General features: G+C 69.1%; 15 protein-coding genes. 4 read left to right on the top strand and 11 right to left on the bottom strand.

Annotation, left to right across the window (positions count from 1 at the left end):
- Window positions 1-5 precede the first annotated feature (5 nt).
- A complete protein-coding gene (locus OPU70_RS16420) occupies window positions 6-1,298 on the bottom strand; it encodes a sugar ABC transporter substrate-binding protein (protein WP_498558269.1) in 1,293 nt (430 codons plus the stop codon).
- A 143-nt stretch (window positions 1,299-1,441) separates the two neighbouring features.
- Between OPU70_RS16420 and OPU70_RS16415 the strand changes: the two genes are divergently transcribed.
- The 4 genes from OPU70_RS16415 (at window position 1,442) to OPU70_RS16400 (ending at window position 4,804) form a co-directional block, all read left to right on the top strand.
- Entirely contained in the window at window positions 1,442-2,692 is a 1,251-nt protein-coding gene (locus OPU70_RS16415; RefSeq protein ID WP_475433884.1) for an LCP family protein, read from the top strand.
- A gap of 17 nt (window positions 2,693-2,709) precedes the next feature.
- A complete protein-coding gene (locus OPU70_RS16410; protein ID WP_309686331.1) occupies window positions 2,710-3,570 on the top strand; it encodes a spermidine synthase in 861 nt (286 codons plus the stop codon).
- Window positions 3,571-3,671: 101 nt separating this feature from the next.
- Window positions 3,672-4,199, top strand: a complete 528-nt coding sequence (locus OPU70_RS16405) for a hypothetical protein (protein WP_498558268.1) — start codon at window positions 3,672-3,674, stop codon at window positions 4,197-4,199.
- Window positions 4,200-4,315: 116 nt separating this feature from the next.
- Complete coding sequence (locus OPU70_RS16400; protein ID WP_042539053.1) at window positions 4,316-4,804, top strand: SprT-like domain-containing protein; 489 nt, start codon at window positions 4,316-4,318, stop codon at window positions 4,802-4,804.
- A 98-nt stretch (window positions 4,805-4,902) separates the two neighbouring features.
- On the opposite strand, the gene OPU70_RS16395 is transcribed toward OPU70_RS16400, so the two are convergent.
- The 10 genes from OPU70_RS16395 to OPU70_RS16350 all read right to left on the bottom strand — a co-directional run.
- Window positions 4,903-5,424 carry a DUF3054 domain-containing protein gene (locus OPU70_RS16395; RefSeq protein ID WP_498558267.1) on the bottom strand — a complete coding sequence of 174 codons (522 nt, stop codon included), beginning with the start codon at window positions 5,422-5,424 and terminating at the stop codon, window positions 4,903-4,905.
- A 137-nt stretch (window positions 5,425-5,561) separates the two neighbouring features.
- A complete protein-coding gene (locus OPU70_RS16390) occupies window positions 5,562-6,218 on the bottom strand; it encodes a 2-phosphosulfolactate phosphatase (RefSeq protein WP_498558266.1) in 657 nt (218 codons plus the stop codon).
- A gap of 82 nt (window positions 6,219-6,300) precedes the next feature.
- The gene (locus OPU70_RS16385) at window positions 6,301-7,773 is read right to left on the bottom strand and encodes an ABC transporter permease (RefSeq protein ID WP_498558265.1); all 1,473 of its coding nucleotides are present in this window, start codon (window positions 7,771-7,773) and stop codon (window positions 6,301-6,303) included.
- Entirely contained in the window at window positions 7,770-8,531 is a 762-nt protein-coding gene (locus OPU70_RS16380; RefSeq protein ID WP_042539048.1) for an ABC transporter ATP-binding protein, read from the bottom strand. Before OPU70_RS16380 ends, OPU70_RS16385 begins: the two co-directional genes overlap by 4 nt.
- Before the next feature lie 94 nt (window positions 8,532-8,625).
- Window positions 8,626-9,261 carry a response regulator gene (locus tag OPU70_RS16375; RefSeq protein ID WP_042539046.1) on the bottom strand — a complete coding sequence of 212 codons (636 nt, stop codon included), beginning with the start codon at window positions 9,259-9,261 and terminating at the stop codon, window positions 8,626-8,628.
- Window positions 9,258-10,433, bottom strand: a complete 1,176-nt coding sequence (locus tag OPU70_RS16370) for a sensor histidine kinase (RefSeq protein ID WP_079112327.1) — start codon at window positions 10,431-10,433, stop codon at window positions 9,258-9,260. Before OPU70_RS16370 ends, OPU70_RS16375 begins: the two co-directional genes overlap by 4 nt.
- Before the next feature lie 80 nt (window positions 10,434-10,513).
- Window positions 10,514-11,305, bottom strand: coding sequence for a class I SAM-dependent methyltransferase (locus OPU70_RS16365; RefSeq protein WP_498558264.1), 792 nt, complete (start codon window positions 11,303-11,305; stop codon window positions 10,514-10,516).
- 42 nt (window positions 11,306-11,347) lie between these two features.
- Window positions 11,348-12,505 (bottom strand): AMP-binding protein, encoded by a 1,158-nt coding sequence (locus tag OPU70_RS16360; protein WP_498558263.1) that lies wholly within the window; start codon window positions 12,503-12,505, stop codon window positions 11,348-11,350.
- A 16-nt stretch (window positions 12,506-12,521) separates the two neighbouring features.
- Window positions 12,522-13,433 carry a 1,4-dihydroxy-2-naphthoyl-CoA synthase gene (locus OPU70_RS16355; RefSeq protein ID WP_042539039.1) on the bottom strand — a complete coding sequence of 304 codons (912 nt, stop codon included), beginning with the start codon at window positions 13,431-13,433 and terminating at the stop codon, window positions 12,522-12,524.
- A gap of 79 nt (window positions 13,434-13,512) precedes the next feature.
- The coding region (locus tag OPU70_RS16350; protein WP_498558262.1) for a permease prefix domain 1-containing protein at window positions 13,513-14,373 on the bottom strand (861 nt) is incomplete at its 5' end.

Here is a 14,373-nt window from a genome sequence, read left to right as displayed (position 1 = left end):
CAGCCTTACTTGTTGAGCAGCTCGGTCATCTCGGCTGCGGCATCCTTCGTCGCCGTGGCGACGTCCTTCTGCCCGCCGAGGATCGCCTGGATCATCGAGTTGGTGGTCTTCTTCGCCTGGACGGCTCCGAAGTTCGGGGTGACGGGCACGGATGCGCCGCCCTCGACCATCTGCTGTGCGAACGGAGCGACGAGCGGGTCGGTCGAGGCGAGGGCCTCTTCCATCGCCGACTGGACGCCCGGGAAGTAGCCGGTCTCGTCAGCCCACTGCTCGGCGAACTCGCCCGTGGTCATCAGCTTGACGAACTCCCACGCGAGGTCTGCGTTCTTCGTCGTGTTGAAGACCGACAGGTGCGAGCCTCCGAGCACGGACGGAGCGATTCCGCCGTCCTCGCCCGGGATCACTGCCGCGCCGATCTTGCCGTCGAGTTCGGGGTTCGCCTCGATCAGCGCCTTCGGGGTCCACGAGCCCGAGAGCATCATGGCGACGTTCCCCTGCGTGAACGAGTCACGGAGGTCCGTCTCCTTCCACGTGGTGGCGCCGGCCGACGAGAAGCCGTGCTCGGTCGCGAGTCCGGTGTAGAACTCGATGCCGGCCTGCGACTCCTCGCTGTCGAGATCGCTCGTCCAGGTCTTGCCGTCGAGGGTCGCGACCTCGCCGCCCGCGCCCCAGACCCAGGGGTACACCTGGAACTCGGCGTCGCCCGCGACGGGGAACGGCAGCATGTCGGGCTTGGCTGCCTTGATCGCCTCACCGGCGGCGACGATGTCGTCCCACGTCTTCGGAGCCTCGAGACCGAGCTCCTCGAACACGTCGGTGCGGTAGACGATCGAGCGGACACCGGCGTACCACGGCATGCCGTACAGCTCTTCGTCGTAGGTGCCGGCGACCGCGAGACCCTCGACGAGGTCGTCGCGCAGGCCCTTCTCAGCGTCGACGTACTCGTCGAGCGGCTCCAGGGCACCTGCGTCCGCGAACTCCGCCGTCCAGGTGGTGCCCGTCTCGGCGATGTCGGGCGTGGTGCCGCCGGCGATCGACGTGACGAAGCGGTCGTGAGCGTCAGCCCACTGGATCTCCTCGATCTTGACCGTGGCCCCGGTCTCGTCTTCGAAGGCGCTCGATACCTCGTCGTAGAACGCCGTCGCGTCAGGGTTCGTGCCCTTCATGATCCAGACGGTGAGCTCCTGGCCCTCTCCGTCGACGGCTCCGCCGGTGTCTGCTCCGCCACCGGCACAGGCCGCCAGGCCCAGTGTGGCCACGGCGCCCAGCGCCATGACCGGAAGAATGCGCTTGTGCATCAGGGATCTCCTCTTTGAACGTCCTGGCGGCATCGGGTGCCTACCACGTAGGAAAAAGTATTCATCACTAACTAATTCCCTGCAAGTTATTCTCGGAAACGTCATGCGGCCGTAACATCGGCCTCCGCGGGTAGGCTCACGGCATGTCAGGGGCCCTCGACGACGCGAAGCGCTCGACGGTCGCGCGCCACGCGGATCTTCCTACGCCCAGTGCGTTCTCGACTCTCTTCAGACTCCTCGGAGTCGCCCTGGCGGTGATCCTCGTCTCGTCCGTCGCGGTGGCGGGCTTCGTCGCCGCGGACGTGCTGAACCGGGTCGGCGAAGGTGCGGTCACCCTCGAGGACGACGTGGACGTGGCTCCTCCGTCGCTGGGCGCGTACCCGAGCGACAGGGCCTTCAATCTTCTCATCGTCGGGACGGACGAGTGCGGAGAGGTCTCGACGAAGATCCTCGGCGATCGATGCGCCCAGAGCGAGCAGGGAGCCCTGAACGACGTGACCCTCCTGGTCCACGTCTCGGCGGCGCCTCGCGCAGTCACCGTCGTGTCGTTCCCCCGCGACCTCGGGCTGGAGGTGCCCGAGTGCGAGAGGGAAGACGGTTCGACCGCGTCGGCGATGTCGAAGGGGCGGATCAACGAGGTCTTCGAGCACGCCGGTGTCTCGTGCGTCGCGAAGACCGTGACCGATCTCAGCGGACTGCCGGTCGAGTTCGCCGCCAAGATCAGCTTCGACGGCGTGATCGCGATCACCGATGCGATCGGCGGAGTCGACGTGTGCGTCGCGGGTGAAGGCATCCACGACACCCTCGCCGGTGTCGACCTGTCGGTCGGCACGCACACGGTGTCGGGCGCAAGCGCCCTCGCATTCATCCGCACACGGCACGGAGTCGGCGACGGGAGCGACCTCGCCCGCATCTCGAATCAGCAGCAGTACATGTCGCGACTGGCCAAGAAGATCCTGAGCGCCGAGACGCTGACCGACCCGTCGAAGGTGCTTCGGCTGATGGACACGGTCGCCGACAACATCGTGCCGAGCGAGTCGCTGAGCAACGCCCTGACCCTCACACAGCTGGCGCTCGCCCTGAAGGATGTCGAGTTCTCGGACTTCGTGTTCGTGCAGTACCCGAACCTGACGGACCCGGAGGACAGCGACAGGGTCGTACCCGATTACGACGCCGCGGCCCCGCTCTGGGCGGCGCTCATCGCAGGAGAGCCCATCACGCTCGCCGGTGACGTCGCGACGCATCGGAGCGTGGAGCTCGCGACGCCGCCGCCCGTCGACGAGCCGGTCGAGACGGCGACCGAGGCGCCGGAGGCGCGGGCGACCCTCCCCCCGGAGATCTCGGGGCAGACCCTCGACCAGGAGACCTGCTCGGTCGGCGTCCAGGCGGAGTGAGCGCGTAGTCTCGGAGGATGGGCAGGACGCGCGCGAAGGACACCGAACACCCGCAGGCCCGCCTCGACCACGGAGGCATCGCCCGTATCGTGCCGTCGGAGTTCACCACCGGGTTCGAGCTCATCGTCGACGACACCCCGCAGTCGCACGTCGACCTCGATGACCCCACGCACCTGCACTTCGAGTACATCGTGCGCATGGGCGCAGTCATCGACCAGCTCGCGGGCGGCCCCCTCACCGCGGTGCACCTCGGAGCGGGAGCGCTGACGATCCCCCGCTACATCGAGGCCACACGGCCCGGTTCGCGGCAGCAGGTGATCGAGCTCGAGGCTCCGTTGGCCGCACTCGTGCGCGAGCATCTTCCGCTGCCGAGAGGCGCGTCGATCAGACTGCGGATCGGTGACGCCCGCGAAGGCGTCCGCCGTCTTCCGCCGGCCATCGTCGGCAGCTGCGATCTGGTCGTGTCCGACGTCTACTCGGGCGCCCAGACGCCTGCCCACCTCACCAGCATCGAGTTCTACCGCGAACTCGCCGAGCTGCTCGCACCGGGAGGCGTGCTGCTCGTGAACGTCGCCGACGGCCCAGGCCTCGCCTTCGCTCGACGTCAGGTCGCGACGATCGCGGAGGTGCTTCCCGAGATCGGCGTCCTCGCAGACACCCAGGTGCTCAAGGGCCGCAGGTTCGGCAACCTGGTGATCGCAGCGTCTGCCGCTCCCCTCCCGACCGAATGGCTGCCGAGGATGCTGGCCGCCGGACCGCATCCGGCGAAGATCGCCCAGGGCTCCGAGGTGACCGCGTTCGTGCAGGGTGCACGCGTGGTCACGGATGCGGATGCCGTGGCCTCACCTCGCCCGGATGCCTCGCTGTTCCTCCGCTGAGCACCTCGATCGAGATCGGATGCGAGGACGCGGGGCGTGCCGCCCCGACGACGGCGCCGACGCGAGGCACACTTGACGGGGGACGCTGCGGAAGGAGAGCAATGAGTTTCATCAGAGGCTATGACCACGAGAGCCTTCGCGAGCGCGTCGATCTCGATGAGTGTGCGGCACGGCTGGAGGAGATCGACGGTCAGCGCAGCCTTCCGGCCCTGCTCGAGCGCGTCTGGCTGCTGAAGGTGCTCGACCGCCTGGACGAAGCCCTCCCCCTCGCTGACGAAGCCGTGCGACAGGCTCGCATGGCCGGAACCCGCAAGGACGTTCTGCGTGCCCGGGTGCTGCACGCCACGATCCTGCAGTACCGCGGCGCACACACCGCCGCCGCACAGGAGCTCGCCACGTGCGCAGCCGAGGCGGAAGGGCAGCGCTGGGTCTCGATCGCGGCTTTCGCCCACCACCACCACGGCAAGAACGCCTACGAAGCCGGCGACTACGAGACGGCCCGCGAGAGCTTCAAGCAGTCCCTCTTCCTGCGTCGTGAAGCGGGAGCCCAGGACGGAGAGCTCGAGACGGTGCTGCTCGCGATCGAAGCCGCCGAGCGGCGGCGTACGAACCAGCTCGTCGCGGGCTGACGGTGCATCGAGCCGGCTGACGGTGCATCGAGCCGGATCACGCTGCGCTGAGCGGTCTGACGCGGCGCTGAGCGGTCCGACGCGGTGATGTCGGCGGTATGGCTTAGCCTGATCGCATGGCGGAACTTGACCGGGTGCGCGTCTGGGGCGAAGCACTGATCACGATGCACCTCGACGACAGCTGGTCGTTCGGTTTCGACCACGCCAAGCGCCGGGCGGGGCAGTGCGACTACACGAAGAAACGCATCACCGTGTCGCGTTATCTGGCAGCCCGGTTCGAAGACGACGAGATCCACCAGGTGCTGCTGCACGAGGTGGCGCATGCGCTCGCCGGTCATGAGGCCGCGCACGGCGCGACCTGGAAGCGCGTGGCCCGGGACCTGGGTTATGTCGGCGGAACGACCCATCACGGCGAGACCGCTGTCGAGCTCGCGCCGTGGGTGGGCAGATGCCCCGCAGGTCATGTCACGTACCGGCACCGGCGCCCGTCACGCGCCACGTCGTGCGCGCGCTGCTCGCGCTCGTACGACGCCCGTTATCTCTTCGACTGGACACGTCGCGAGATCTCGGCCGACACGAAGCTCGCCGCCCAGATGTCACGCTGACAGCGTCGACACGCTGCGAGGTCGGAATCACGTCGGGCAGGACCGATGCGAGTGCGAGATCGACACCGCATCCCTCACATCGCGCAAGACCGATGCCGTCAGCGCGGTTGAGTTCCCATCTCGGGATCGGCCCCGCGCGCTGACTCTGCCTGTGGCCCGTCCTCGACCTGAACCTCGTGTTCGGCGATCTCGTCGTGCACGACTCCATCGACCGGATCCGCGTCGTCGGAGTGTTCGGGTGACGCACCGCTGTCGCTCGTGCGCCCGGCGCGCCGGCGGAGGAGCGCCGCCGCGGCGCGCCAGCCGAGGAGGAAGACTCCGAGCACGAGTGTCGCGACGATGATGAACGCGATCTGAGCGGTGTCTCCCGTTGCGACCCGCAGCAGGAGTCCCCCCGCGACCGTGACGAGCCAGACGACGGCGCCCCATCCGAGCGACCACGGACGACGCGGCCGGGCCGGCAGCAGAGCCGCCACGACGTGCCCCGCCAGCAGAGCGACGATGAAGGGCCAGGCGGTGATCAGGAACCCTCCGGGGCTCTCGCCGTGCGAGGCACGGCCGATCACGGCGAAGACGAGCACCAGGACGGCATCGACGATGAATGCGGGGACGAACCTCATGCCACGACCCTACGTCGCACGAGGCGAAACCCGTGCCGAGTGCGCGGCCTGTTGCCGACCGCACCGCGAAGCGACGCCGGCGAGCACACATTCGCGGGCTTCCGGCGATCTCGTCGTCGCGAGCCGGAACGAACCGGTCAGTCGAAGGCGACGAAGACCCCATCGCGCAGCACGGGCACGGCATCGATCGCATCGAGCTCGGCAGCGCTCGACGTCGTCGTCGGGACCACGCCGGAAGCCCGCATCCGATCGCTCGCGGCGACCCCTTCTGCGAGTTCGCGAGCCGATCCGCTGGCGCTGACCATATGGCGCAGCGCCCTCTTCAACGCTCGGAACCCCTCGGCTGCGACGGCCGCGTCGGGCGCGGTGTGGTCGATGCCCAGATCGGTCAGTGCAGCGATGATCGCGCCGGCACCCAGGTGGTCTTCGACTGCGAACCGCACTGCACCGTCGGCGTCGGCCTCGCCCGCCGCGATCACGCTCACCGATGTGCGCGCCTGATTGCGATCCTGCAGCGTGGCGATCGCTCGCGCCACCGCCGAGGCGTTGCGGAGGCTTCCGATCAGCACCACGGCATCGCCGCCACGGGTGGCGACCGCGGCGCCATTACGAGACCACCCACGTGCGTCGTCGAGCGAGACCGTGGACCCGGCGGCGACCGCATCCGCCACCGTGGAGGAGAAGCGGAGCACGTCGACGACCACGACGACGTCGGCCGGAGCGAGGCGATCGAGCCCTTCGACGCCCCAGTCGAGGCGCACCTGATACGTGGACTGGTCGAACGGAGACGGCATCCGTCCAGCCTAGAGCGACCGGATACGCCAGAACGCTCCGATGACCGATTCGGTCACAGAGCGTGCTGGCGCCCGGCCGCCGTCAGTCTGCAGCGAGCGCGTCGACCGGCGCCACCCGCGTGGCGAGACGGGTCGGCGTCGCAGCAGCGACCAGGGTCAGCACAGCGGTCGCCGCGACGATGATGACGACGGGCAGCCACGGCACGCGAGGTGCGACGAGCCCGGCGGGCTCGAAGTCGGGCAGGGTCGGCACCGATCCGAGCAGCGACTGCGCCGCGATCCACCCGTAGGCGATGCCGAGGATCAACCCGGTCACCGTGGCGGCCACCGTGATGTGCGCGGCCTCCAGCAGCACCATGCGGCGCACCTGACCGTTGGACAGTCCGATCGAACGAAGGAGACCGAGTTCGCGGCGACGCTGCACGACGCCGATCGTCAGGAGATTGACCAGGCCGACCGCAGCGATCACCGCCGACACGGCGACGAGCACCATCATCACCGACGCGAAGGCATCGAACGGGGTGAAGAACTCGGCGGGCGTCTCGCCGTCGACCTGACCGATCAGCATCTGCTTGACCGATTCGAGAGCGACCGCGAACATCGTGACGAGCGTGACCCCCATCACCACGCCGATCGCCATGCGTGAGGAGCGCTCCGGATAGCGCAGGGCGTTCTCAGCCGCGAGCCGTGCGGTGGCACTCGAGCCGAACATCCGCCCCACCAGACGCAGCACGGGCGGCATGAACAGCACCGCTCCGAGCGCGAGTCCTGTGAAGGACAGCAGTCCACCGAAGAAGGCGACGACCACTCCGAGGGGATGCGCGAGCCCCACGACGACCCCCGCCGCCAGCAGGACGCTGCCGGCGCCCAGCAGCACCCACGCACCGATGTGACGCCCGGGGCGGGACATCTCTTCGTGGCTGCGCTCGACCGATCCGCCGATCGCCTGCAGCGGTGTGACGGCGAGCACGCGTCTGGATCCTGCCCAGGCCGCAGCCCAGGTGGTCAGGGCGACGCCGATCACGGGCAGGGCGATGAACGGCTGTGCGAGGGAGAACCCCGTCGGCACGTTCTCGATCAGTCCGGAGCCGATCTGCACCCCGACAGCTGCGATCGCGAGGCCCGAGAGCAGACCCAGTGCCGCGCCGATGACGCCGACCACGAAGCCCTGCCTGCCGACCTGCGCCCGCTGCGAGCGCGCAGTCGCGCCGATGAGGCGCATCAGCGCGATCTGACGAGTGCGCCCCGCGATGATCGTCGAGAAGGTGTTCGCCGTGACGATGGCCGCGACGTACATCGCGACACCCGTGAGGAGCACCGAGAGCAGCCCGACCACGAACGCGAGCGTCTCGCTGTCGCCGATGAACGGGTCGGCCTGCAGCACCGCTCCGAGATAGGCCGTGGTCTCGACCAGCACCACACCGAAGGCGGCCGAGAGCGTCGCGACCAGGATGCTGGCTCCCATGCCACGGTCGCGCAGCCATGCCAGGCGCGGACCCGTCGCAGACGTCTGAGCGACGACCGTGCGGACCGGAGAGTCGATGACGGCGCTCATGCCGCGACCTCGGCGGCGAGCATGTAGGCCGAGATCTGCTCAGCGCTCTGACGCGGATGATCGGCGACGATCCGTCCGTCGCCGAGGAACAGCACGCGGTCGGCGTAGCTCGCCGCGATCGCGTCGTGCGTGACCATCGCGATCGACTGCCCGTGCTCCCGGCTCGCGGTCGCGAGCAGCTGCAGGACCTCGCGTCCGGTCTTCGAGTCGAGGTTGCCGGTCGGCTCATCCGCGAAGACGAGGTCGGGCGCGGTGGCGAGAGCGCGGGCGATCGCGACCCGCTGCTGCTGACCGCCCGACAGCTGATGCGGTCGGTGCTGCAGCCGCGATCCGAGCCCGAGCGTCTCGATCAGACCATCGATGCGCGCCTTCTCGATCGCGCTCGGCCGGCGTCCGTCGAGCTCGAACGGCAGCATGATGTTGCCGAGGGCGGTGAGCGTCGGCACGAGGTTGAACGCCTGGAAGATGAACCCCACTCGGCGCCGGCGAAGGATCGTCAGGTCGAGGTCTCCGAGCTCGGTGATCTCGGTGTCGCCGATCCAGCTCCTCCCCTGCGTCGGGGTGTCGAGGCCGGCCATGATGTGCATGAGCGTGGACTTTCCTGAACCGGACGGACCCATGATCGCGGTGAACTGCCCGCGGCGGATGCCGACGCTGACGTCGTCGAGCGCGTGGACGGTGCCCTCGCCGGATCCGTAGGTCTTCGTGAGGTGCTGGACGCGGGCTGCGAGCCCGAGGTCGGTGGTCGTGATCTCCATGCCTTCGACGCTACGGACGGCGGGTGCCCCGCCGCGTCGCCCTGACGGCGCATCCGTCTACATCGCAAGGATGATCCCGCGGGCGCTCGTCCGGTCAGGCGAGCCCGTGCTCGAAGGCGAAGACCACGAGCTGCACGCGGTCCCGCAGGGTGAGCTTCGTCAGGATGCGGCTGATATGGGTCTTCACGGTCGCCTCGCTGAGGTACTCGCGAGCGGCGATCTCAGAGTTCGACAGACCCCTGGCCGCGAGCGCGAAGATCTCCCGCTCGCGATCGGTGAGCGCGGAGAACTGCGCGGGCACCGGCTTCGGCTCCTCGGCGAAGTGCTCGAACAGCTCACGGGTCGCGGACGCGGCGATGACGCTCGACCCCGAGTGCACGGTGCGGATCGCGGCGAGGAGGAACTCGGGATCGGCGTCCTTGAGCAGGAATCCGCTCGCCCCTTGACGGATGGCGCGCGCGGCCGCCTCATCGAGGTCGAAGGTGGTCAGCATGACGATGCGCGGCGGGTCGGGCTGAGCGAGGATCTCGGCGGTCGCGGCGAGACCGTCCATGACAGGCATCCTGATGTCCATCAGCACCACGTCGGGTCGAGTCGCGCGCACGAGAGCGACTCCCTCGCGGCCGTCTCCCGCCTCTCCGACGACGTCGAGGTCGGGCTGCGAGGCGAGCAGCATGCGGACTCCGGCGCGGAACAGCGCCTGATCATCGACGAGGACGACCTTGATCATGCGACTTCTCCGATCGGGAGCGAGGCGGCGACGACGAACTGTGCGCCCTGACGCTCCGCCTGAAGGCTACCGCCGACGAGCTGAGCCCGTTCGCGCATGCCGATCACTCCGTGGCCGACGCCGATCTGGGGCTGCTCGCTGCCCACGATGTTGCGCACCTCGATGTCGACGCGATCAGGAAGCCAGGCGAGATGCACATCGACCGCCCCGTCGCCGTGTCGGATGGCATTGGTGAGCGCCTCTTGCAGGATGCGGTACACCGCGAGCTGGATCGCCCCCGGCGGCTCGCCGGGAGGCATCGGGTCGACGGTGATGCGAGGCTCGACGCCTGCCTGTCGCACCTGCGCGAACAGCGCTTCGAGATCTGCGAGCGTCGGCTGCGGGCCGTCGCCCTGTCGGTGGCGCAGCTGGGTGAGCAGAAGACGCACATCACTCAGGGCGCTGCGAGCGGTCTGCGCGATCGTTCCCAACGCCTCGGTGGCCATCTCGGGCTTCGCGACCGCCGCGTACCTTGCCCCGTCTGCCTGGGCGATCACCACGGCAAGCGAGTGCGCGACGATGTCGTGCATGTCTCGGGCGATTCGCACTCGCTCCTGCTCCTCTGCCGCGAGCGACTCCGCCTCCAGCTGGGCGGACCGTGTGCGTCGGGCGCGGAGGATGACACGCCACAGCAGGCCGCAGACCCACGCGAAGCCGAGAGCGAGCACCGAGACGACGAGGAGCAGCGTGCCGGTGGTCAGCTGATCCCAGCCGCTGGTTCCGGAGGTCACGCCGGTGACGACCACCAGGTAGACCGCTGACACGAAGGCGCCGAACAGCGCCGAGCCGAACCCCCACCACAGCACGACCCGCGATCCCCACGCGGCGGTCGCATAGAGCACGAGGAGGATGGCGACGTCGATCGGCAGCGGCCCGAATCCGGAGAGCATCTGCACGATCGCCCCTGCCCAGGCCGCGGCGAGAGCGAGCCCGGGAGCGAGCCTGCCGATCGCGACGCCGCCGAACATCAGGATGCCCGCGATCACGATCGCCGCGACCGCAGCACCGTCGATTCCCTGGCCGATCGTCCCCGGACCGTAGAACACGACAGAGAAAGGAGTGAGGATGCTGAAGAGCAGCGTCGCCCCGACGATGTCGAGCACGAGCGCCGTACGGGAGAGCGGGCGGATCACTCCCCCACGCTACGCGGCACGGCGTCCGCCTCGCATCCGCCTGCAGATGTATCCGCTCGCAGATGCATCCGCGGAGCGCGTCAGGCGCGGGCGATGATCTCGCCGTGCGGCACGAGGTACCACCCGTCGCCGTCGGCGGCCCAGCGCTTCCACGCGTCGCTGATCGCCTGCAGGTCGCTCGACGTCGCCATCTCACTGTCGACCAGCTGCCGCGCGAGCGCCGACTCGAGGATGCGGTCTGCCCACATTCCGCCCCACCAGGCTCGATCCTCCGGGTTCGCGTACGTCCAGTTGGAGGTCGTCACCGTGATGTCGTCGAAGCCGGCCGCCCGCGCCCAGGCGAGGAGGCGACGCCCTGCATCGGGCTCGCCGCCGTTTGCTCGTGCGGCGCGGCGATACAGGTCGAGCCAGTGGTCGAGCTCCGGGAGCATGGGGAACCAGATGAAGCCCGCATAGTCGGCGTCGCGTACCGCCACGACACCGCCGGGTGCCGCGACCCGGCGCATCTCGCGCAGCGCCTGCACGGGATCGCCGACGTGCTGGAGCACCTGGTGCGCGTGCACGACGTCGAAGGCGTCGTCGGCGAAGCTCAGCGCATGCACGTCTTCGACCGCGAAGTCGACGTTGTGCAGACCTCTGCTCGACGCGAGATCGCGCGAGAGTGTGAGCGCGTTCTCATCGATCTCGGTCGCCGTCACGTGGGCGACGACGCCGGCGAAGTCGACCGTGATGCTGCCGGGCCCCGCTCCGACGTCGAGAAGCGCGGTGGTCTCGGTCAGGTACGGACGGAGGTACTCCGCGGAGTTGGAGATGTCGCGGCTGCTGTGGGACCGGAGGACGGTCTCGTGATGCCCGTGCGTGTAGGTGGCCATGCCTCAGTCTGGCAACAACCCCTCGTCCGACCGAATCGACCGTCAGTGCAGTTCGAGGACGGCCCGTCTGATCGACTCGCGATCCGGCTTGCCGGAGGCCAGCAGGGCGAGCTCGTCGACCATGATCAGCCGCACGGGACGCGCATGCTTGCCGAGCTCCTCCGCCACGAGATCCCGCGCGTGCGAGAGCTGCTCGGCCTCGCTGCGCCGCAGCACCTCGCCGCGCGGCGCGACGATCACCGAGGCCTCGCCCCATCGTTCATCCGGCACGCCGACGACCACGGCGCCCGCGAGTCCTGGAACGCTGCGGACCAGCCGTTCGACGCGGTCGAGGGAGATGTTGATCCCGCCGGACACGATCACGTTGTCCGCGCGACCGTGCACCCGCACCACTCCATCGTCGAAGAGCCCGAGATCGCCGGTGTGGTACCACCTGATGCCGTGCTCGTCGCGCGAGAAGTTCTTCGCGGTCAGCTCCCCGTCGCCGAGGTACCCGTCGGCGAGCATCGGACCGGCGATGCGCAGCTCCCCGTCCACCGTGCGCACCGCGACCGTGTCGAGGGGAACGCCGTCGTACACGCATCCGCCGCAGGTCTCGGTGGAACCGTACGTGCGGACGAGCCGGACACCGAGATCGGCGGCCCGCTCCCGCAGCGGCTCGGGCAGGGACTGCCCCCCGACGAGGATCGCGCGGTAGGCCTGCATCGCGGCCCGCACCGGTCGGTCGTCGGCGGCGTCGAGCAGTGTCGACAGCTGCGCGGGCACGAGAGACGTGTACAGCTCGGGGATCGCTGCGGAGCCTCTCGACGGACGGAGCATCGACAGCGTCGCATCGGCGAAGGACTCGGGTGAGAACCGACCGCCGAGCGCGACCGGGTGCGTGCCGGCGATCAGAGACCTCACCAGAACCTGCAGCCCCGCCACATAACCGGCCGGAAGCGCGAGCAGCCAGCGTCCGCCGCCGACCCTCGCCGCTGTGGCCTCGACGCTCGCCCGCAGCGCCTCGCCGCTCAATGCCACACGCTTGGGGACGCCGCTGGAGCCGGAGGTCGCGATCACCACGGCCGTGCCGTCCGGCACCGATCGCGGCGCGTCACCGAGCATCCCGAAGCCGAGCGCCGGCCCGCCGTCGAGCGCCCGCGCCAGGGCGTCGCGCAGCTCGGCCGGGTCCTCGGCGTCCGTCGGCGTCAGCGCGACCATGTGCGTCTCGATCCGCTCAGTAATGCCAGGGGAACGACGACCAGTCGGCGTCGCGCTTCTCGAGGAAGGAGTCGCGGCCCTCGACCGCTTCGTCGGTGCCGTAGGCGAGACGCGTGGCCTCGCCCGCGAACACCTGCTGGCCCACGAGTCCGTCATCGACTGCGTTGAACGCGAACTTCAGCATCCGGATCGCCGTGGGCGACTTGGTGAGCACGGTGCGCGCCATCTTCAGCGCCTCGCGTTCGAGCTCGGCGTGCGGAACGACCCGGTTGACGGCTCCTGCCTCGTACGCGCGCTGCGCCGAGTACTCCTCGGCGAGGAAGAACACCTCTCGGGCGAACTTCTGCCCGGTCTGCCGAGCCATGTACGCCGAGCCGTAGCCCGCATCGAAGCTTCCGACGTCGGCATCGGTCTGCTTGAACCGCGCCTCCTCCGCCGAGGCGATCGTGAGGTCGCAGACCACGTGCAGCGAGTGTCCGCCGCCCGCCGCCCACCCGGGGACCACCGCGATGACGACCTTGGGCATGAAGCGGATGAGGCGCTGGACCTCGAGGATGTGCAGGCGACCGGCACGCGCGGGGTCGTGCACGGTCGTCTCGTCGTCGGAGTACTTGTAGCCGTCGCGGCCGCGGATGCGCTGATCGCCGCCGGAGCAGAACGCCCAGCCGCCGTCCTTCGGACTCGGACCGTTGCCCGTCAGCAGCACCGCGCCGATGCGGGGGTTCTGCCGTGCGTCATCGAGCGCGCGGTAGAGCTCGTCGACGGTGTGCGGGCGGAAGGCGTTGCGCACCTCTGGGCGGTTGAACGCGATACGGGCGACTCCGCCGTCCGTGCTGACGTGGGCGGTGATGTCGGTGTAGTCCTCGGCACCGGGCGCGAGCACCCATTCGTCCGGGTCGAACAGGTCTGAGACGAATGTGCTGGTCACAGCATCCAGCCTATTCCCGCCGGGGTTGCAGACGCAGACGGCGTCGCCCCGAAGAGGCGACGCCGTCTGGGATCTGCAGTCAGGGTCGGCGGGCGCGAGCCGTCTTGATCCATCCGTCCACGATGTCCCAGATGGGGAAGGCAATGAGGCAGAAGCCCGTGATCACCGTGAGGATCCGCATGGTCTCGTCGGTCACCCCGTTGTCGGTGAAGACGAAGCTCAGGAACTCGGGGTTGATCAGTGCTCCCTGCAGCAGCAGCGTGATCGACCAGGCGGCGAAGACCGCGGCGAGCAGTGTGTTGACCACCGCAGCACCGACCGTCCACCGTCGCTTCGCGTAGACCACGACCGCCAGCAGCGCCTCTGCGGCGAACAGCACGAAGAAGAACGTGATGCCCCACGGCCAGAGCCCCGGGTCGAGGATCGCGATCGGATCACCGCCGGTCGGGAAGAAGCCGAGGAGTGCGTCCCAGAACACCGCGCCCACGCCGAGCAGCAGGAAGATGATCGATGCGATCGCATCGGCCCGCCCCGCGCCGTTCTGCGTCGGCTCGGGGAGCTGGTCGACGCTCCACTTCACGCCGGTGTCCGTGCCGGCGCGCTCCAGGATCACGAAGACCAGCGTCACCCAGAATCCGATGTGCACGACCGAGCCGAGTGTCGCGACGACTGCGGTGCCGATGATCTCGCCGGTCGGAGCACCGTCGAGCAGCTGCCCGAGGACCACTCCTCCGAAGACGCACGCCGGGACGATCCACAGCAGCAGCTTGAGCAGCCGCCCCCAGACGAGGTAGTACTTCGGCCCGATCAGATGCAGTGGACGGTCGGCGTAGCCCGCCGCGAGGATCCCGGGGTCGCCGAGCTCGGAGAGGACGGCGCGCTCGGCGGCTGCAGGGGTCTCCCCCTGTTCGAGTTTCGCGTCGATCGCATCGGCGATCGA

This window comes from Microbacterium sp. SWDP-B6 (genome assembly GCF_059803615.1).
Note: the sequence above shows the minus strand (reverse complement) of the source record. Positions and strands in the feature narration are given on the sequence as shown.

Coding starts and splice junctions, on each gene's coding strand:
- OPU70_RS16420 (WP_498558269.1), bottom strand. CDS start 1,298: ATGCACAAGCGCATTCTTCCGGTCATGGCGCTGGGCGCCGTGGCCACA.
- OPU70_RS16415 (WP_475433884.1), top strand. CDS start 1,442: ATGTCAGGGGCCCTCGACGACGCGAAGCGCTCGACGGTCGCGCGCCAC.
- OPU70_RS16410 (WP_309686331.1), top strand. CDS start 2,710: ATGGGCAGGACGCGCGCGAAGGACACCGAACACCCGCAGGCCCGCCTC.
- OPU70_RS16405 (WP_498558268.1), top strand. CDS start 3,672: ATGAGTTTCATCAGAGGCTATGACCACGAGAGCCTTCGCGAGCGCGTC.
- OPU70_RS16400 (WP_042539053.1), top strand. CDS start 4,316: ATGGCGGAACTTGACCGGGTGCGCGTCTGGGGCGAAGCACTGATCACG.
- OPU70_RS16395 (WP_498558267.1), bottom strand. CDS start 5,424: ATGAGGTTCGTCCCCGCATTCATCGTCGATGCCGTCCTGGTGCTCGTC.
- OPU70_RS16390 (WP_498558266.1), bottom strand. CDS start 6,218: ATGCCGTCTCCGTTCGACCAGTCCACGTATCAGGTGCGCCTCGACTGG.
- OPU70_RS16385 (WP_498558265.1), bottom strand. CDS start 7,773: ATGAGCGCCGTCATCGACTCTCCGGTCCGCACGGTCGTCGCTCAGACG.
- OPU70_RS16380 (WP_042539048.1), bottom strand. CDS start 8,531: ATGGAGATCACGACCACCGACCTCGGGCTCGCAGCCCGCGTCCAGCAC.
- OPU70_RS16375 (WP_042539046.1), bottom strand. CDS start 9,261: ATGATCAAGGTCGTCCTCGTCGATGATCAGGCGCTGTTCCGCGCCGGA.
- OPU70_RS16365 (WP_498558264.1), bottom strand. CDS start 11,305: ATGGCCACCTACACGCACGGGCATCACGAGACCGTCCTCCGGTCCCAC.
- OPU70_RS16360 (WP_498558263.1), bottom strand. CDS start 12,505: ATGGTCGCGCTGACGCCGACGGACGCCGAGGACCCGGCCGAGCTGCGC.